The sequence below is a fragment of the Candidatus Neomarinimicrobiota bacterium genome, assembly GCA_016784545.1.
Lineage (GTDB): Bacteria > Fidelibacterota > UBA8477 > UBA8477 > JABMPR01 > JABMPR01.
Window position 1 is genome coordinate 46,702 of sequence record JADHUM010000013.1, and the last position, 20,041, is coordinate 66,742.

Consider the following 20,041-nt stretch of genomic DNA (forward strand, 5'->3'; position numbering starts at 1 on the left):
TTGGAAAAATTATTAAAAAGAATTGAGCAAAAGGATTTTACTGTAGGGATAGTGGGTCTGGGATATGTAGGACTCCCCCTGGCAGTTGAATTTGGCAAGGCAGGTATCCGTACCATTGGTATTGATGTGAACCAGGCCAGAGTAGATCAGCTGAATGCTGGAGAGAACTATATCCAGGATGTGAATGATGCTGAACTGACAGCTCTGGTGGATGCAGGTACCTTCACTGCCACCACAGACTTCTCAAGTATCAAACACATCGATGCCATCTGTATCGCAGTGCCAACCCCTTTAAGTAAGACCAAAGATCCTGATATCACCTATATCCTGGATGTGAACAAAGAACTGGTTAAGTATGTGCATAAAGATCTCATCATCATATTAGAGAGTACAACCTATCCCGGCACTACCCGTGATCTCATACAACCAGCCCTTGAAGAATCGGGTCTCAAGGTTGGAACAGATGTCTACCTGCTCTTTTCACCTGAACGAGTTGATCCTGGTAATCCAGTTTATCATACAACCAATACCCCCAAGGTCATTGGTGGTGTTACTGATAACTGTCTCAAGCTGGGTATGGCTGTCTATGGCCATGTCATGGATAAGCTCATCCCGGTGTCTTCCCCTGAGGCTGCTGAGCTCACCAAGCTCCTTGAGAATACTTTCCGGAGTATCAATATTGGTCTGGCCAATGAGATGGCCATCATGTGTGCAAAGCTGGGGGTGAATGTGTGGGAAGTAATCGATGCTGCTGCCACCAAACCCTTTGGATTTATGAAGTTTACTCCAGGTCCTGGCTTGGGAGGTCACTGTATCCCCATTGATCCCCACTATCTCTCCTGGAAGATGAGAACCCTTGACTACAAGGCTCGCTTTATTGAATTGGCCAGTGAGATCAATGCTTCCATGCCTGAGTATGTGGTTGATCTGGTAGCCGAAGGATTAAATGGTAGATCAAAAAGTATCAATGGGTCTAAGATCCTGCTATTGGGTATGGCTTATAAGCCTGATATTGATGATGTGAGAGAATCTCCGGCTCTGGATGTGTACGCACTTCTGGAAGCCAAAGGTGCCAGGGTCAGCTTCCATGATCCCTATGTTGATGAAGTAAAGTTTGATTCAAGGATGGAATCCAGCATCGATCTGGATATGGATAAGCTCGGTGACTATGATTGTGTGGTTATTACTACCAATCACTCCGAGTATGATATCAAGGCTATCGTAGAAAACTCGAGACTTATCGTTGATACCAGAAATGCCACTGCTGGAATCAAGAGTGATAAAATTATTCGATTGGGAGCCTCATGATGAGATTCGCGCTAAGTGCTATTACTTACATTTTCTTAACTAGTATTACCATTGCTCAGAGCTTCGGATCAAATGCACCGCAGAATAAAGTCGCAGAAAGCCTTGAAGCACCTATGGAGGTAGAGGCGGTGGCCGATGGTCTGGAGGATTTGGTATTCGAAAGGGTCATCGATCCGAATGAGTATATGCTAGGACCTGGTGATGAGATTGGCTTGAATATTCAAACTGCACTTAACCAGACTTTTCTGATATCCATAACACCTACAGGTGATTTACTTATCCCTGGGGTAGGAGTATGTCACGTTTCAGGTTTATCTCTTACAGAGGGAATGGAAGTAGTGAAACGATACGTGCTTGGACAGGCATACCCTTCAGCAAGGGTGAGTATGGTACTTGTTAAACCCAGGCACTTCTTATTACAGGTAACTGGTGCCGTACAACAACCAGGGTTTGCTACGGTTACCCCGACTTCAAGATTGTCGGATGTGATTGAAGGAGTCGGCCAATTCCACCAGCTTGCGAAGGAATTCGAGATAGAAATTACCAGGGCACAGGGTGAAGTTGAGATCATTGATTTTCATAAATATATTTTATTTGGAGAGCTCACTTCAAATCCAACATTCTATGAAGGCGATAGGATTAAGGTTCCTTTTGGTCAAGTCGACAAAAGCGGCATTGTAGTCCGAGGCTCAATTATGGGGGCTGGTTATGATATTATTTCTGAGAATGAAACTTTAGGTAGCTATCTTCGCCGGAAAGTTGTTTATGGTGAAAGCGCGGATGTAAGAAATATAACCCTTACCCGCATGGTCGATGGTAAGACTCAGCATCTGGTGATCTCACCCAAACATTTTGATGAGACCATTCTATTAGCTCAAGATGAAATAAATATTCTATGGGAACGAGGAGTGATGGTAAATGGTTTTGTTAAGGTTCCAGGAGGCTTTTCCTTTTATCCAGGATATTCTGTTGCTGACTATATAAGCCTGGCTGGAGGTAATTTGGAGTTTGGAGACCCGCGTAGAGTAACTGTAACCCATTTGGACGGTGATACTGAACGCGGAAATGACGTGATCGTCAAGAGGGGTGATGTGATATATGTTCCAAGGAACAGGAAGGACATTCTTATTGGGAACTCAAGTATCCTAGGTGTCTTTACAGCACTCTCAACCCTTTATCTTACCTACCTGGCTACAGCGGGAAGATGAGGACGAATCCATCAGGATAATCTGTTGAAATTAATAAACTCATTTGGATCAATCAAAAGTGTTGAATGTGATTTAAACATCATCTTTAATACCCAGGACTTTTTCGTGTCCGCTGGAAAATTTTAGGAATCGATCATCTATATGAATAAAAAAAACCCTCTCAGTGAAGATGAAACTATGAAAAATGACATCGATAGTAATGGACCAAATGATTTAGATCTTTTAGGATTGGGATTGATCATCTGGGAAGCCAGATACGAAATTATTAGGAATGTATTTTTTGCTTCGGTGATATCGGTGGCTATTGCTTTTATGTTGCCCAAAACGTTTAGAGCAGTCGCACTATTGATGCCTCCATCACAAAGTCCAACTTCGGGCATCCTTAGCACCCTATCTGAGCTTCCCTTTAGTGGGTTAATGTCGCAGTCGGGTGATGAAACGATGAGCAGTTTGGCCGTACTGAAAAGTCGATCTGTTATGGAGAGTATAGTAAATAAATTTGACCTGGTGACTGTGTATGATTGTGATAACATGGAAAAAGCAGTCAAAGCACTGCGGGAAAGTTCTAACTTTTCAGTTGAGGAAGAAGGTACAATCCAAATTTCTGTCACAGCCTCTACGAGCTGGTTCCATCCCGATGACGAGGAAGAATATTCAAAGCAACTGGCTGCAGATATTGCAAATGCTTTTGTGGCACAACTCGATTCAGTGAGCAAGAGTTTAAAAACTCAACAGGCTTCATTTCAAAGGCAATTCATTGAAAGAAGATATAATCAAAATATACAGGATCTAAAAGAGACTGAAAATAGGCTTAAAACTTTTCAAGAAGAAAATGGAATGATCTCCCTACCCGAACAGACGCGGGTGGCAATAGAGACAGCAGCCTTGCTTAAAGGGCAGGTTCTATCAAATGAAGTACAGCTCGGTGTGATGGAATCTACACTAACACCTGGACATCCTGACATGGATAGAGTTCAGAAAGAGATTAAAGAGCTAAATATCCAATTGAGTTCTATGGATGCTGGGTCCAAGATAAAGGCTTCAGGCAGTTCAAATCTGTTCCCTGCATTTTCGGAAGTCCCGGAGCTTGGCGTGCAGTTGATGCGTTTGAGCCGTGAGGTAGAAATACAAAACACACTTTTTGTGTTTCTAACTCAACAATATGAAGAGGCTAAGATTAAAGAGGCGAAAGATACCCCCACGGTTCAAGTATTGGATTTTGCTATTCCAATCCATAAAAAATTGAAACCGGCTAGAATTAAAATATTACTAATTGGATTTGTGTTCTCCTCAGTACTCTCAATGTATTATGTCTATTTTCGGAAAAGATTGCTAGCCTAAATCGGAAGATAATTGAAAAATAATTCCTCCCGATGAAAAACAATAATAGCGGCACCATTCATGCTAATGATTGGAATATTGATCTAAAATTAGTTTTCATGCTTCCTCTGGTTTTGGTTGCAGTATTGATTTGGATGCCCAATGAATGGCTATTAGAATCCTCACTGCTTTGCATCAGTATTTTTGCTTACATCTTGATCACCTATAAGTATCGTCTTATCTACGGCTTTTCCGGAATAAGGATAATCTCAATCCCATCAGCGGTCATAGCCACGTATACTGTGTTTATTGCCATCCCATCTATATATATACTCATGATTCGGGATCATCAGAATGAATCAGCATATTTCTATTCAATATTATTGTTTTATTACTTGTTCCCGGCAGGACTATTTCTAGGGCAACTCTATCGAAAAATAGACGTTCCTAGAGCATGGTCTATTTTAGGGTCAAAAGTTGAGACAGATAAGGGCGATAACATTTTTTATGAAATGGGGTTAATACTGTTTTCAATCTGTGTTTTGATTCTTGGTCTGTACCTTTTGCGTGTTGATCAAATCCCGCTTATTGAAGTGCTGAAGAATCCTGGCGGAAACGCAAAATTTGCACTAATGCGTGAGGATGCATTAAAAACCCTTCACATGACCATTGTTGAGAAGTATCTATTTCATTGGCTACGTTCGCTCTTCATCCCCTTTGGTATTGTGAGCACCTTGTTTTTGACAAATTTCTATAAGCTGAAAAAGTATAAATTGTTGTTTGTGTCTTTTTTTATTTTAGGCCTCTTTGTGAATTCGCTCACACTTGAGAAATCACCACTGGCAGCAATATTTTTGTCCATCGCTGCTTATATATTTCTCAAGAGGACAAAAATAAAACCCTATTTCATCCTGATGCTTCTCGTGATTATCCTGTCTGGTCCAGTTCTCATATCCTATTTTCTTTTTGCAGATAGACCAGATGTTTATAAGGTTCTCTTGTGGTCATATATCAATAGAATATTGGTTACCCCTGCTGAAGTACTCTTTTACTATTTTCAGTTCTTTCCAGAAAGGCACGAATTTCTATTGGGAAGATCAACCCAGTTGTTCTCCTGGATGACTGCTGAGGGTCTTTTCAATGTCTCAAATTATGTCGCTAAATTATGGTGGAAAATGCCTACCACCACGGGGTCAGCAAATGCTCATTATCTGGGTTTGTATTGGGCAAGCTTTGGTTGGTGGGGTACAACTTTGGCAACTTTATTTTTTGGATTCATTACACATATTTTTCACTGGAAAATATTAGATGTGGCGAAGTATCGAAAAAATATCATCTACATCACCTCAATTGCAGTAGCCATCCCAAATTTCACTTTCGGATTCTTTAGTTCAAATTTTACAATATTGTTTTTCACTAAAGGTTTAGTTGTTCTTATCGGTTTCCTGATGGTTTTTGAATATTTAAAAACCTCAAACAATACTAAGGCATCAGTTTTATTGCGTAATTTATTTATTCCTTGGCTGAGGTCTAAAAAACTGACCAATGGGGCTGAGTAGGATGCTGCTTGAATTGTCCCCTTCCCGGATTACCACCTATTCTCACCTCGTCCTAAAAGCAAGACGCTCAACAAGTACATGACAAAGGGATTTATATTCTTTCGCCTTTTCAAAGGGCAAAACTCTCTTAGGATTGATTATTTTATTACTTCCATAAATGGTCTCATGGTTTTGATGGGTGTCTTTGTACTTAATGGGCTCATCGCTCGCAAATATGGTCTTGAAGTTTTGGGTGAATTTCTATTGATAAAGAGGACCACCCTTTCTTTAATGGGGATCCTACTTCTGGGCATGAACATAGGTGTCCCAAGTATGTTGGGACGATGGAATACACGTAGCGTCGAAGGTAGTGCCTTTCTTCTTTTTACGATCTTTACCATACCAATAATTGCAGCGATGATGCTTCTAGTTCACTTGGGCTTGGCACCGGGTTTTGTTCATTCAAACTCAAGTGCATACGGAATCTATATGGCTGGAATTGCATTTCAGGCAATGATATATGGCATTTATCGTGGCCACCTAAAGATGATGGGAGCCAATAGTATACAACTATTAGGGACAGCCATAATGCCCATTATTGTATTCTCATATATTGGAATACCAAAGGTCTCCCTTACTATAATTGGATTTGGGATGATCTTAATCAGTGGTATTTCTTACCTATTATTGATACCTGATAAATCCGTATGGGTTAACAATACTGCATATATCAAGAAGCTTACCCACTTTGGGGGTGAACGCATTATCAGTTTTATTTCACAGTTCATTCTTTTGGCCGGGGCACCAATACTTGTATCATTTTCAAATCCATATTCCGATTTAGCGTTTTTTAATTCACTGATTAGTATTGTTCGAACATTCCTATTTGTAATAGGTCCTCTGGGTATAGTTCTGTTGCCCAGAATAGCTAGATTGGTGGAGACCAATGGAACTGAAAAAATTGGCCAAGGACTTGCTCAACTCTTGGAATTGATTGTTATCGTTAGCTGTGTTTTATCAATATTTTTAAGCTCAATGGGTGGTGATTTATTGAATTATTGGCTAGGATCAATTACGGATACTGGATCTTGGATGGCCTCGGTTATACTGCTGACAATTCCGTTTTACCTTGTTGCAGAGATACTAAGAAGCCCCATCGATGCATTGTCTGACAAAGGCTACAATTCCATAATTTATTTTTCCGCTGCCATCTCTCTGGTCGTGACATTTTTTGCTGGGGTTTATTTCCAGGTACCTGTATTGAAGGCAGGGGTGTATGGTTTCTTCCTTGGCTATCTGATATCAGCGCTGGGAAGTCTGATGGTTATACGAAAGCTGACGAACTTTCCCATGCCCAGTTTCAAATCTTATTTACGCTTAATTGTGTTCAGTGGTGGTAGCTACGCGGTGGTCCGAGGCGCTGAAGCGATGAACGTTGCAGTTGCCGGTGAGGTCTTGTTAAAAATAGCATTTATGGTGGTTTTAATTAGCATATTTATGTTTCAGTCTAGAGACCAGGTCAAATCGTTGAATAGCTTTTCAAAAATATTATGAATAATGCTGGCGAAAAACTTCAAACCTTTATTTTTTCTTCGGTTCACCCCTGGAATGATGTACGCATATATCACAAACAAGCAGTCAGCCTGGCCAAAAAATTCAGTGTTGAATTGCATGCTCCAGCAACCTTCAGCTATGAAGAGGAAAACAATGTTCGGATCTTCGGATTGCCCCAATGGAGCTCCAAAATGTCGAGGGTTAGAACATTTGTAATATTATTCTGGAGAATCTTAAGATCCAAGGCAGATGTATTTCATTTTCATGATCCCGAACTAATCCTTCTGGGTTTATTCGCGAAATTTATTAAGGGCAAATGCGTCGTCTATGATGTCCATGAAAATACCAGGCAACTCATAAGAGAACGTAATTGGATACCAGAGATCTTCAGGGGTGCACTATTTTGGATATTTTCTATGTTGGAGAGCGCATCGATGAGATATTTCGACAGCATCATTCTTGCTGAGGATTCTTATCAATCGTTTATGCCAGAAAATTCTCATATAATTCACAATTATCCTTTGTGGGAAGAGAATGGAAATACTTCCAAAACGATTGATGTAATATATGTTGGAGGCGTTCTTAAAGAACGTGGTGCAATTGAGATGGTAAAAATAGCTGCATCATTAAAATCTGAATACCCTGGTTTTCTGATGAAAATTGTCGGCCCTATATCTGGCCGTATGAAAGAAACACTATCGCAATTGATATTTGATAATGACCTCACAGAGAACGTTGTGCTCTCAGGACGGTTAGATTATCAGGTCGCCATGCAAGATATAGCTGGATCCAAAATTGGTTTAGCAATTCTCCACCCCATTGACAATTATATTGATTCTTTGCCAACAAAACTATTTGAGTATATGCGTTTTGGGGTGCCCTATATCGCATCTGATTTTGAATATTGGCGGTCATTATTTGAAAATGATAACGCAGGGTATTTCATACCCCATGATAATATTCCCCTGGCAGTGGAGAAAATTAAATACCTTCTCAGAAATGATACCATCAGGGCAGAGTTTGGGCGTAGGGGCATGGCTTTAGCAAAGCACAAGTATTCATGGGAATCTGAGGAAAAACAATTATTTCATGTATATGCAGAGATTGCAAAGAAATTAGACTGAGCATGAGAATTCTAATCGTTTCACAATACTTTCCACCTGAGACCGGTGCTGCAGCTACCCGGTGGGGCGAGTATGCTAACATCTTGTCTTCTTATGGGCACGATGTAACAATACTTTGTGAAATCCCAAACTACCCTACTGGTATAATTGCCAATGGTTATTCTAAATTTCGTACTCATACTGAAGAATCACCCCAATCTGGCATAAAAATTATCAGGGTTCCGGTTTGGGCGAATTCACGGCAGACGACTCTGCAACGCTTTGGTTTCTTTATCAGTTTTATGCTATCAGCTATGATTAAAGCCCTACAGCTCCCGTCCTATGACATAGTCATCGTATCAAGTCCACCACTTTTTGTTGGATTGGTTGGATCTGTTATCAAAGTGTTCAAAAAGAGTATTGTGCTTCTGGATATTCGTGATCTCTGGCCAGAGTCCGCCGAAGTGTTAGGCGAACTAAACTCAAAGATTATGGTAAATATTGGGAGACTGATGGAGAAAACCATTTATCGGATGAGCGATGGTTTTCTTTTTACGGTACCAGGATTTAAAAAATATTTTCGCAGGAAATTTCCTCAGGAACTGCTCAAGTTCAACTACCAATTGATGAATGGTATAAGTTCAGAATTTATCCGGAAACTTGAATCTTCGCCTGTCATGTCCGACCAGGATAGTTTTAAAGTATTGTACAGCGGGAATATTGGACTTGCTCAAAATCTTGAAACCATCATTGAGGCTGCAACCATCCTAAAAGATGAGGATATTACCTTCCAGATAGTGGGGGATGGAGCACGCAAAGAATATTTGGTAGCAATGACGAAACAAAGAGAACTAACCAATGTTGAATTTATCTCATCGATACCCCGAGATCAACTGATCGACTACATTCTCTCCGCTGCAATCTGTGTGGTTCCTCTTCAAAAAAGCGATCTATTTCTAAACGCAATCCCGTCCAAATTGATTGAATATATGGGAGCAGGAAAACCCGTAATTGTATCAATTAGAGGTGAAGTAGAGGACATCGTAAATAGGTCGGGATGTGGTCTGATTGTAGAACCAGAAAATCCAGAACAAATTGCATCAAGCATCATGATCTACTACAACAATTCTGAAAAACGGATTAATGATGGATCCAATGGAGCAGCTTATGTCAGGAAACATTTTTTGAAGGAGAGCCTGATCTCCAATGTGCTTCAAGGCATAACGGTATCCTTCAAAAGATAATAACAGTCATGCATTGGGAAAAAGTACTGAATAAAATATCTGATCAGTAGACTTGTCAGATTGAGAACCTACTGTTTTAGTGCTCTGCTAAAGATTTTTGGAATGTGGCATAACTTGATTATCTACATCTCGTATCTTAGGTGCAATTGTCCCAAGTCCATTCAAATCAATCATTGTCAAGTTTGAAACTTTCACTCATTTCAAATAAATAATCACTATTGGCTATCATTGATAATGTGGCCAATTGATCAGCATGAATGTGGTGATAGCTTTCGGCTGCGTATCTGTGCCCTAAACAATAATAGCTATAGCTGTCCTCTCTACGATATCTTTGAATATTGTTTTCGATTGTAGTGATGGTAGCATTCAGGATAAATTTTCTCAGTTCATTTTGCTGATCACAAAGATAGTAGTCATACAACCCGAATATTCCAAAAATAAATCCATTGAGCACATTGGTCGGGTCATCAAATGGATATTCTTCTATCCACAAATTGTCCGCTGAGTCAATGTATACAATCCATGGATCGTTGTTCGATTTTAATTTGGTGAAACTCTTAAATACGGGCTCTGCATAGTCAAGATATTTAACATCCCCCGTCGTTCTGTATAGTAATGAAAGTGCGGATAAAACTTGTCCTTGAGACATACCAGAGAACCAAGGATTCCTTAACTTGATGTCATTGTCCTCTCCTCGACCTGCGTGGGGGTATAGCTCGAATTCGTACGGAAAATAGATAGCATCATCGTTCCAATGTCCAATTTCAAACAATTTTTGGATATATATATCAGCCCCCCTTAAGAAGAGGCTATCCCCAGTTTCTCTATAAGTGAGTTCACAACGTAAAATTTTCTGAGCAAGTCGTACTGGGTGATTGTAGTACTCACCTTCCCAAATAAACATGCCCATTCGCAATGTATCGTTGGAATCAGAGGGGAGACTACCTACCTGCAGAAGGCTAATTTGGCTGTAAGGCATGTCTTCCTGATCCAGTATTTGCAGATCATAGCTATTGAACTCAAGCTTAAATGAGGTAGAGGTTATACTTCCTAGAGAATCTGGAGAGGGATCCTTGGCTCCCTTATGACAAGCAATCATGATGAAGAGGGTACAAGTGATGAGAAAAGTTTTACCAGCAGCGTTGATAATTTTGTTCTTCAATCTTCTTCCCTTACCAGGTAAACCTGGTTCCTAATTCTAATCCTTGATCTGACAGCCAAATGGCTTTGAAAGAAAGTGCCTGGCTGTAGTGAAAATCTAGTGCAAAATATTCTCTTGTTGACCTTATTATCTGTCCATTTAGAAACTGATCATCTTCAGTCTCAAAATCACCTCGTTCTGAATAGCTAAGTAATACATTAGCACCAGGATCATCACCCCGCCTGTTAATTTCCACTCCTCCTGAGAGCAACAGGGTTGAATTTAATTGCCATGAGCTGGATATTGCTACTGTCGTCGAATTGGGCCCCTCGCGAAGCCCCAATATTCTGCCCCCTGAAGTGTAACTATTAATTGGAAATAAATGTGAATAAGTCCACGGTCTGGCAGCTGTATACTCAAGATTCAGAGAGGGTAGGTTAGATTTTGGATAGTAAGTAGCCCCCAATTGGAAGACGAACTTATTTCCCCACCAGCCAGAGAATAATTTCCAAAAATCCAATTCATCAAAAAACCATGTTCCGTAGGTGGTTAGCCCAGGCATGATTCTCCATTTAAAGTCAAGCGCCATAAGCTTATTGTCAAGATCCCCCTGGACCTGCTCCTCAGCAAAGAGGAAGTTGACAGGGTTCAGATATCCCAACTCAAAATCACGGTGTGCATAGACGACAAATTCATTAAAGGCGAATTCGAAATTGGGTGTCAGGTCAAACTCAACCCGGTGTGCGGAGAGATTTCGGCGCTCATTTGTGGTGTCCTGTTTTGCTTCTGCATTTGGACTCAATCGAGCATGCATGAATTTGAATCGCAGGTGGGGTATCTGCGTGGTCCACTCAACATAGGGGAGAGGGTTGACATTGTTTGATAGAATAGGTGAGTTATTGGCCGAGTATCCCCAGTATACAGGCTGGCGGTGAATCCCCATGGTGAAGTCGGGATGCGTATATGTCAGAGAGGATGTAGGATAGCCCCAGTTGATCCATTTCATGTAGTCCCGGTCCAGGAGATAGCCCTCTTTATAGGTATCAGGTAACTCAGAAAAACTGTCATTTCGAGTTACCCTGAAAAAAGTGTATTGAGTGGAAAAGGCAATAGGACCCTTGGATCCTGAAATTTCCAGGTGATCCGTGTGGTACCCGCGTGAAGCCTTTCCATTATTCTGTAGACGGAATGTTTCGGACCAACTGACCCATCCAGATGCATTCCCCAGATGATAGGTCATGAAGAGAGGCGGTGGGTCAGAAACTTCAGCTTGAAACATGCGGGACCAATTTGATCGACTCCAGGGGAAGGTAAGTGTCTGCTCAGGGAATTTGCGATTAAAGAATTGCTGGTACCATTTTAAAATCTTTAAATCCCGGGTTGAAAGCTCGGCAGAATGGGACTCAATTTCCATCAACATGGAATTGATCTGAGAATAGGTGAATGGTCGAGTACTCCAGTTCTCGCTGTTTATATATCCATGGCTCTCCTGCCTTTCCAGGAAATCATACACGGGATCGTCCATGCTTATGGGAATATTTTGTGCAACACTGAGAGATGCCAGGAGTAAGAAAAGAGTCAGCTTTTTCATCGTGAAAATTAAGAAAGGTTTAACAAGATACTAGTATTCTACTTGGGATTGAAAATTGGGAAGTAGGAAGATAGGAAGTAGGAAGTAGGAAGTAGGAAGTAGGAAGTAGGAAAAGGTATAAGGGTATAGGGTATAGGGTATAGGGTATAGGGTATAGGGTAGGGGTATAGGGTAGGGGTAATAGTCCAATATTATGAATCTTTCGACTTTCGACCTTGGACCCCCATAGTCCCGACCTTTGAATCTCGAGGTGAACGATTATATTCACTCCGTTTTTCTACTGGGGAAATCAGTCCCTGGCGAGAGAAAAGGAGTAGCTAAGAAAGTATGCCACGCTGGCTGGAAAGAATGTTGCTCATAGGGTCTGATCTTATCAGCATCAATCTGAGTTTTGGAGTCATTTTTCTCCTCAGATTTGAATCTGGGATGTACAACAACACGATTCAACTCGTGTGGTCTGATATGCAATTCCCCTCAGCACTTCTCTCTATTTTCTGGATCACGCTCTTTACTCTGAATGGTCTTTATAAGATCAAGCGCACCATCTCTCGATCAGATGAGCTGATCAATATCACGAAGTACATATTTATTGGTACATTTTTGATCTACCTACTTACAGTTGACCTGGATAACCCAGTAACTTTTGGTAAAAGTATCCTCATATTTTATGCGCTTTCCTTGCTTTTTTCTATAAGCTTTGGCAGGATCGTGATTCGCTCAATCCACCTCAACCTGCTACAGAAGGGGAAGGGGTTGGCACAGACACTTATTGTGGGGCTCAATCGAAGAGGTCTCATCGTCCAAAATGCCTTCTTCCCCAATCCCCGCTCTGGTTACCAACCAGTAGGATTCATTCGAATGGAAGGGGAGCAGGGTCTGGAAGCTTCTCAGTTACGCATCCCTATTCTTGGTGAGTTGAAAGATATTTCCAGGATTATCAACGAACTGAACATTGATGAAGTTGTTTTGGCACTTGAGCGTGATCATCATGATAGAACCATAGACATTATTCGCCTGTTGCAAGATCACAAGGTGGGCATTAAAACGAATCCTGATATGTTTGATGCAATTTCTGGACTTGCCAGAACGCAACAGCTCCATGGGATCCCACTGATTGACATCATGCCGGATTATATGCCGTTGTGGGAACGCGCCGCAAAACGACTATTTGATATTTTTGTAGCACTTCTGGCACTCACGATCTTTTCTCCCATTCTTTTGTTCATCGCCATTGCCATTAAATTGGACTCAAAAGGTCCAGTTCTTTTTGCCCAGGAACGTGTGGGAAAAAATGGTAAACCATTTAAAGTAATTAAATTCAGAACCATGATTCAGGATGCTGAGGCCGATACAGGTCCTGTCTGGGCAACTGAAGCTGATCCTCGAGTTACAAAAGTGGGTCGGGTCCTCAGACATCTCAGGTTAGATGAGATTCCCCAGGCAATAAATATTTTGAAGAATGAAATGAGTCTTGTTGGTCCACGACCGGAACGTAAATTTTTTGTTGATAAAATTTCTGAGTTGTACCCGCTTTATCCGCGGAGACATCAGGTTAAACCAGGCATTACCGGCTGGGCTCAGGTTAAGCAGGGTTATGATACCACACTTGAGGCTTCTCGGTTAAAATTGAAATACGATCTATTTTATCTGGAGAATATTTCTTTAAGACTGGATTTCAAAATTATTATGTATACTGTCTATGTGATGTTTACGGGGTCGGGGAGCAGATGATTATTTTTGAAGTTAAAAGTTAAAAGTTAGAAGTTAGAAGTTAGAAGTTAGAAGCATACAGGTTGTACTTATTAACAATTTTTAGGCGGGAAAAATCAGAGTGGGATTTAGAGAATGTTAGATATCCAAACAATTAGGGAAAATCCAGAGCTTGTCAAGCGGGGTATTCAGAATAAGAATGTCCAGATTGATTTTGATGCAATCCTGAAGTTGGATCAGGAACGTCGAGATGTGATTGCCGAGGTCGAGGTTCTTAAACATGAGCGTAATGTTGTCTCAAGAGAGGTGGCCATACGGAAAAAGAATGGGGCAGATGCCTCCGACTTGATCAACAAAACCAGAGAGATTGGTCAGCGCATAAGGAGTTTGGATGATCAACAGCGTGAAGTCGAGGCACCGTTGAATGAGCTTTTACTTCAAGTCCCGAATTTACCACATGCCACTACCCCTGTTGGAGCTGATGCCTCAGAGAATCCAGTAGTGAAGGAGTGGGGTGACAGATATCAACCCGATTTCAAATTACTCACTCATCTTGAGTTAGGAGAAAGTCTACATCTTTTTGATTTTCCGAGAGGGACCAAAATTGCCGGTCCTGGATTTCCACTATACACAGGTAAAGGTGCCAGACTGGAACGGGCTCTTATTAACTTTATGTTGGATTTCCATATTGATAAGCACGGCTATACTGAGGTGCTTCCTCCAGTAGTGAGCAATACCAGGAGTATGACCACAACAGGTCAATTGCCCAAGTTTGAAGACGATATGTACAAGCTTCCCCAAGATGAGCTATATTTGATTCCAACGGCAGAAGTACCAGTGACCAATATCCACCAGGGGGAAATAATTCCTGAAGAAAATTTGCCGATTCGCTATTGCGCGTATTCATCTTGTTTTCGTCGTGAAGCGGGATCCTACGGGAAGGACACACGTGGCTTTTTACGTCTGCACCAGTTTAACAAAGTCGAGCTGGTAAAATTCACCCATCCCGACACTTCCTACGATGAATTGGAAAAACTGAGGCGTGATGCTGAAGATATCCTTGAAGCACTGGGTCTTGAATACCGCGTCATTGAGTTGGTTACAGGAGACCTTTCATTTGCCGCAGCTAAATGCTATGATCTGGAACTGTGGGCACCTGGAGAAGCGAGGTGGCTGGAAGTATCGAGTTGCTCAAATTTTGAAGACTTTCAAGCCCGCAGAGGCGCCATAAAATTCAAACCCCAAAGTGGAAGTAAGGTGCAGCTGCTCCATACTTTGAATGGCTCAGGGGTGGCAACTCCGCGTTTGTTGGTAGCACTTTTAGAGACGTATCAACAAAAAGATGGAAGTGTTCTCCTCCCAGAGATTCTGGCACCCTACATGGGTTCAGCTGGATTACACCTAAGTTAGCAGCATGCTCCACTACTTTCTTATTATTGGAATCGTGTCCTTGTGGACCGCTATTTGTATTCCCTTTGTAATCCTGGCAAAAGTCGTTGATCGGACTGGTCGGAATGCCCACCGCCTGGGTCAGAGATGGGCCAGAGGTGTTCTGAAAATCTCCAGGGTCAGAGTTGAGGTGGAAGGCCTTGATAATATTGATGAGAACGCCCAGTACATCTTTATCAGCAACCACACTTCAGCTTTTGATATTCCCGCCATTTATTGGGGGATAAAAAACAAACATGGTATGCTGGCAAAGAAACAACTGAAATATGTCCCTTTTTTTGGTGGGGCCATGTGGGCCGCCGGTCATTATTTTGTAGACAGGAAAAATCATCGGGCAGCCCTGGCGGTGATGGATCAAGTTGCCATTCAGATGTCTGAAGATAAAAGTCACTCCTTAGTGATTTTTGCAGAAGGTACACGCAGCATGGATGGCCAGCTTCAACGATTTAAAAAGGGTGCCTTCATCCTTTCCCTGGATACAGGCATCCCCATTGTTCCAGTAGTGATTAACGGGGCACATAAAGCCAAGGGCAAAAAAGAACGTCGCATATCTTCCACAACCATCACACTGTCTATTCTACCTCCCATGGACCCAGGTGCATACAGCACTGAAACCAGACAACAATTTGTTGATGATGCAAGATCGCAATTTGTAGAGCACTACATCCCTCCTCAAAAATAGGTCACTAGATTTGCCTCAAATTGTACTTCCTTGAGGTGAGTGCATGATTTAAATTCCGCCAAACAAGGACACTTTGGATGGATTATCAAGAAGTATTGCTTCAGCAGGATGCTATTGCTGAAGGGAGTCAATTCAACTGGAATACTCAGGAAAAGGATTTGGTCAAATGGTGGCTGCGACAGGGAGAACAGATAGTTGATCTCCGTACTGTTGATGGTGAGCGTTTAATTATTCTGGATTCAGGACAGTGCAATGATGGTCACGGTCCTGATATATTCAGATCGCGGATTCTCCTGGACGATTTTGAGATGAGTGGTGATGTGGAAATGCACATCACAGCAGGAGACTGGTATGTTCATGGGCACCAGAATGATGAGCGCTACCATGATGTGATCCTGCATGTCATTCTGGAAGGTGATGCGGGTCCTGATATTCCAACATTGAAGGTGGACCGAAAGTATCTAGGGGCTGGCAGGTGCCTGTCAGGCCGACAAATCACTGAGGAAGAGTTAATAGGACACGCTTTTTTCAGATTCAGGGAGAAACAGACCCATCTGAAAGTACTGGCTCTGGAAGGGCAGGGGTACAGTCCACTTTTCCTGGGAATGATAGAAATTATCATGGCAGGGGGCTCTCGCTTTCAGTGGTTGCATCAAGCTGCCAGCGTTCTGGGCTTAAAACTATGGCCGGATTGTCGCACCTGGGAGGGGAGTAATCTGTCCTACCCAGCCCGCTCTTCGAAATCGTGGCTGCTGAGCAGGATAATGCTAGCCCCTCAATTATTTCTACCAGAAGATTGGCTCTCCCTGCCTCAAGATTCATGGTCCCATGTATTTGTCGAGATGCAAGGTTTTGGTCTGTCCCAAAACCAATGCCTGGAATGGCTGGTTAATATTCTGGCTCCTTTCATGGGGGATGATCGTGGCTTTGCGCTATGGCAGAGGATGAAAATATTCAGACATTATGGTCTGGAAAAGAAGATGCTTCCCCGCCTGGGGCTGTCAAAAATAACCTGTGTGGCTGAACAACAAGGGCTACTGGCATGGAAAAAGATTTATTGTAGCAAGGGGCCCTGCTCTAAATGCCCTTTGATCCAATACCATCATACTTTAACACATATCAATTAAATCACAGGATGATATAAAAGTTATAAGAGCTTGATTCTGAGCTTGTTATCAAATAATGTTAATTCTATCTTCTCTCCCGTTATGAAGTCATTCAATAGTTCGCGAATGCTAAAGTTCGCTTTGACCCTCAGTTTGCTCATCAGTATCCCTGGCTTTTCAGCAGAGCTCATGCCTGTTCCCAGTATGTTGAGTATGGGCCAAATGATAAAACCACCCATAGACCTGGAAGACGATGATTTTCTGTTGGAGTATTTTATACAGGAAGCCAAGCGCTACTACGCCGATGCCAGATTGATGATTGTTGCCCGGGATACTTTAGGGGTCCAGTTTGAGGTTGAACGTCTCGTGGCAACGCTGGCCGCCATAGAAGAGATAGATGATCCCATTCCTGATGAGATCAGAGAGACGGTTTCCGGACTTAGCGAATTGGCTTCCACAGATTTTGAAGGTTATATCAGCGATGATCTTCAAGATCTCCTTGGGCAACCTTCTTTGAAGGACCAGCTATCACGCATGAGTGATTTATTGGATTCTCTTGATGCAGATGTGACCTTTATGGTTGTGGATGACAGAGATGGTCATCTCCCTCTCATTTTGAATAGCCGCGTAAAGACCATGATTAATCTTTTTCAGCATAGAAAGCACAAGGAATTCCAGATCTGGTTGGATCGCTATTCCTTTTATGCCACAACGATCAGACCCATTCTCGCTTCCTATGGGTTACCCGAGGAATTGATATATCTGGCCATGATTGAATCTGGCTTGAACACAAAAGCTTATTCATATGCTCATGCAGTAGGCCCATGGCAATTTATTTCCGCAACGGGTCGTCGCTACGGTTTGAAACGTGACTGGTGGGTGGATGAACGCAGGGATGTGGTAAAATCAACTCACGCTGCAGCAAAATATTTAAAAGACCTCCATGATGAGTTTGATGACTGGTACCTGGCTATGGCTTCATACAATACTGGCGAAGCTCGAGTTCGGAGGACAATCAGGAGGGAAGGACATCGCGATTACTGGCGCATGATTACCCTGCCCCGGCAAACCCGTAATTATGTCGCCACAGTCATAGCTGCTGCTATCATTGGTAGCGACCCTGAGAGTTATGGCTTCCACGTGGACGATCTTACAGATTGGGAGTATGAAGTAATAGATATTGATCGGAGTCTTGACCTTGATAAAATCGCCCATGCGCTCCGCGTGAATTATCAAGATCTAAAAACATATAATCCTGAATTGCGACAAGGTGTCACCCCACCAGCTAAAACACCTTACCAACTTAAAGTACCTATAGGCAAAGGCTCGGTGAGTAAAACAGCCATGGCATCCATTCCAACTTCTGATAAAATAGACTACCAGGTTCATTATGTTCGTCGTGGTGAAACCTTATCTGTTATTGCCAGAAAGTATAATGTCTCCTTAACAAAACTTGTTCAGGCAAATCGCATTAAAAATCGAAATAGACTTTCGGTGGGTCAAAAGTTGGTGATCCCTGCGCCTAAGAACTATGCCTCTACCTCAAGCAAAAAGACGACCAGCAAGTCTTCACCCCCTGCCTCAGACTACGCGAAAAAGACCTATACTGTTAGAAAAGGTGATACGCTGGGTCAAATAGCAGAAAACTTTAATACCAGTGCTAAACGCATTCGGCATTGGAATGGTTTGAGCTATGGACAGCACATTTATCCAGGACAAAAATTAACAATTTACACGAAAAAGAATAATGGATAGCAAATACAAGAATAAAAATCGCATCTATGGAGTAATCGTCATTGCTGTTCTCGCAGTTTTGCTCTTCATGGTTTCGAAAAAAGAGAGTGGGGAAAAATGGTTTGACCACTCAAAACGTATTGCTGTCTTACCGTTGGAAGGGGAAATAAACGCTTCCCGCAAGTGGATATCCTCCTTGAAAACATTCGCAGAAAACGATAGAATCGGTGGCATTCTGATTCCCATTAATTCCCCTGGGGGTCAGGTCGCACCGTCTCAGGAACTCTATCATGCAATAAAAACAGTCAGGGACAATAGTGACAAGCCTATTTTTGTGAGTATGGCCAGTGTGGCAGCCTCAGGGGGCTATTATGCCGCTCTGGGAGCTGATAGCATATTCGCCAACGATGGCACTTTGACTGGAAGTATTGGTGTTATCATGCAGTTCCCCGTTTACTCTGATCTGATGGAAAAGGTTGGCGTGGGTATGCGAACGGTTAAGTCTCAAGACTTTAAAGATGCCGGCTCACCTTTCCGTGAAATGAGTGCCCAGGAGAGGGCTTATTTTCAGGGAATCATAGATGATGTTTATGAACAATTTACTGAGGTGGTTTCTCAGGAGCGCGGGATTGATGAGATAAATATGCAAAGTCTGGGAAATGGACGAGTATTTACTGGAAGGCAGGCTTATAAAGCAAATTTGGTGGATGCCATTGGCACCTTCGAAGATGCCCGGAGAGCACTATGTATAGAGGCAGGTATGCCTCAAAATAGCCAATTGCAGTATCCCCTAGAGCCACGAAGATCATGGTGGACCATTTTAAAGGATGATGTTTCCTCAGCCTTGCCAGGTTGGGAGTCATCTTCAAGTATAAAATTGCAGTATCGCATCCCCTATTAACAAAGGAGACTAGCATGACCAAAGCAGATATGGTTGATATCATCTCAGGTGGAACCGGATTGACCAAAGTTGAGACGGAGGCTGTGATCGATGCTTTTCTCACAACTCTGGCTGAATCAATGGTTGATGGAGTTCGGGTGGAGTTTAGAAAGTTTGGAAGTTTTGGAGTGAAAAAACGAGCTCCCAAACAGGCCAGGAACCCGGGAACCGGTGAAGCTGTGAATTTGCCAGCTCGTTATGTCCCAGTGTTTAAACCCTCTCGCTTGCTTCGTGATCGTGTAAATGTTTCACTTATGGCCAGAGAATAGCTAAATATTCCTGCGATAAATTACTTTGTGGACTATGGTTGGGCTCTTATATTCGCGCCGCATTGAAAGAGGAGAAGCTACATGCCTTGTGGAAAAAAACGGAAACGGCGCAAGATCGCAACACATAAACGCAAGAAGCGTTTA

Annotated in this window: 16 protein-coding genes; 14 read left to right on the forward strand and 2 right to left on the reverse strand. The window is 42.3% G+C overall.

Going from position 1 to position 20,041, the window contains the following annotated elements; genetic code table 11:
- The 7 genes from ISR87_04625 to ISR87_04655 all read left to right on the forward strand — a co-directional run bounded on the left by ISR87_04625 (position 1) and on the right by ISR87_04655 (position 9,275).
- Positions 1–1,308 carry a nucleotide sugar dehydrogenase gene (locus ISR87_04625; GenBank protein ID MBL7024721.1) on the forward strand — a complete coding sequence of 436 codons (1,308 nt, stop codon included), beginning with the start codon at positions 1–3 and terminating at the stop codon, positions 1,306–1,308.
- Entirely contained in the window at positions 1,305–2,516 is a 1,212-nt protein-coding gene (locus ISR87_04630; GenBank protein ID MBL7024722.1) for an SLBB domain-containing protein, read from the forward strand. Before ISR87_04625 ends, ISR87_04630 begins: the two co-directional genes overlap by 4 nt.
- A gap of 141 nt (positions 2,517–2,657) precedes the next feature.
- Complete coding sequence (locus ISR87_04635; GenBank protein MBL7024723.1) at positions 2,658–3,857, forward strand: hypothetical protein; 1,200 nt, start codon at positions 2,658–2,660, stop codon at positions 3,855–3,857.
- 32 nt (positions 3,858–3,889) lie between these two features.
- Entirely contained in the window at positions 3,890–5,395 is a 1,506-nt protein-coding gene (locus tag ISR87_04640) for an oligosaccharide repeat unit polymerase (GenBank protein MBL7024724.1), read from the forward strand.
- A 78-nt stretch (positions 5,396–5,473) separates the two neighbouring features.
- Positions 5,474–6,928 carry a hypothetical protein gene (locus ISR87_04645; protein MBL7024725.1) on the forward strand — a complete coding sequence of 485 codons (1,455 nt, stop codon included), beginning with the start codon at positions 5,474–5,476 and terminating at the stop codon, positions 6,926–6,928.
- Positions 6,925–8,052, forward strand: coding sequence for a glycosyltransferase (locus ISR87_04650; protein ID MBL7024726.1), 1,128 nt, complete (start codon positions 6,925–6,927; stop codon positions 8,050–8,052). The genes ISR87_04645 and ISR87_04650 overlap by 4 nt, the downstream gene beginning before the upstream one ends.
- A 2-nt stretch (positions 8,053–8,054) precedes the next feature.
- Positions 8,055–9,275 carry a glycosyltransferase family 4 protein gene (locus ISR87_04655; GenBank protein ID MBL7024727.1) on the forward strand — a complete coding sequence of 407 codons (1,221 nt, stop codon included), beginning with the start codon at positions 8,055–8,057 and terminating at the stop codon, positions 9,273–9,275.
- Between the two features lie 166 nt (positions 9,276–9,441).
- Here the strand turns inward: ISR87_04655 and ISR87_04660 are convergent, their stop codons facing one another.
- Positions 9,442–10,437, reverse strand: coding sequence for a hypothetical protein (locus ISR87_04660; GenBank protein ID MBL7024728.1), 996 nt, complete (start codon positions 10,435–10,437; stop codon positions 9,442–9,444).
- Positions 10,438–10,447: 10 nt separating this feature from the next.
- Positions 10,448–12,007, reverse strand: a complete 1,560-nt coding sequence (locus tag ISR87_04665; protein MBL7024729.1) for a hypothetical protein — start codon at positions 12,005–12,007, stop codon at positions 10,448–10,450.
- A 327-nt stretch (positions 12,008–12,334) separates the two neighbouring features.
- Between ISR87_04665 and ISR87_04670 the strand changes: the two genes are divergently transcribed.
- From ISR87_04670 to ISR87_04700, 7 genes are all read left to right on the forward strand, one after another.
- On the forward strand, positions 12,335–13,738 hold the full coding sequence (locus ISR87_04670; protein ID MBL7024730.1) for a sugar transferase: 1,404 nt from the start codon (positions 12,335–12,337) through the stop codon (positions 13,736–13,738).
- A gap of 114 nt (positions 13,739–13,852) precedes the next feature.
- Positions 13,853–15,127 carry a serine--tRNA ligase gene (serS, locus tag ISR87_04675; protein ID MBL7024731.1) on the forward strand — a complete coding sequence of 425 codons (1,275 nt, stop codon included), beginning with the start codon at positions 13,853–13,855 and terminating at the stop codon, positions 15,125–15,127.
- Between the two features lie 4 nt (positions 15,128–15,131).
- Complete coding sequence (locus tag ISR87_04680) at positions 15,132–15,848, forward strand: 1-acyl-sn-glycerol-3-phosphate acyltransferase (protein ID MBL7024732.1); 717 nt, start codon at positions 15,132–15,134, stop codon at positions 15,846–15,848.
- 77 nt (positions 15,849–15,925) lie between these two features.
- Positions 15,926–16,975: a DUF2851 family protein gene (locus ISR87_04685; protein ID MBL7024733.1), complete on the forward strand. Its 1,050-nt coding sequence runs from the start codon at positions 15,926–15,928 to the stop codon at positions 16,973–16,975.
- A gap of 105 nt (positions 16,976–17,080) precedes the next feature.
- Entirely contained in the window at positions 17,081–18,709 is a 1,629-nt protein-coding gene (locus ISR87_04690; protein ID MBL7024734.1) for a LysM peptidoglycan-binding domain-containing protein, read from the forward strand.
- On the forward strand, positions 18,702–19,589 hold the full coding sequence (gene sppA, locus ISR87_04695; GenBank protein MBL7024735.1) for a signal peptide peptidase SppA: 888 nt from the start codon (positions 18,702–18,704) through the stop codon (positions 19,587–19,589). The genes ISR87_04690 and sppA overlap by 8 nt, the downstream gene beginning before the upstream one ends.
- 14 nt (positions 19,590–19,603) lie before the next feature.
- Positions 19,604–19,897 (forward strand): integration host factor subunit beta, encoded by a 294-nt coding sequence (locus ISR87_04700; protein ID MBL7024736.1) that lies wholly within the window; start codon positions 19,604–19,606, stop codon positions 19,895–19,897.
- Positions 19,898–20,041: the final 144 nt, after the last annotated feature.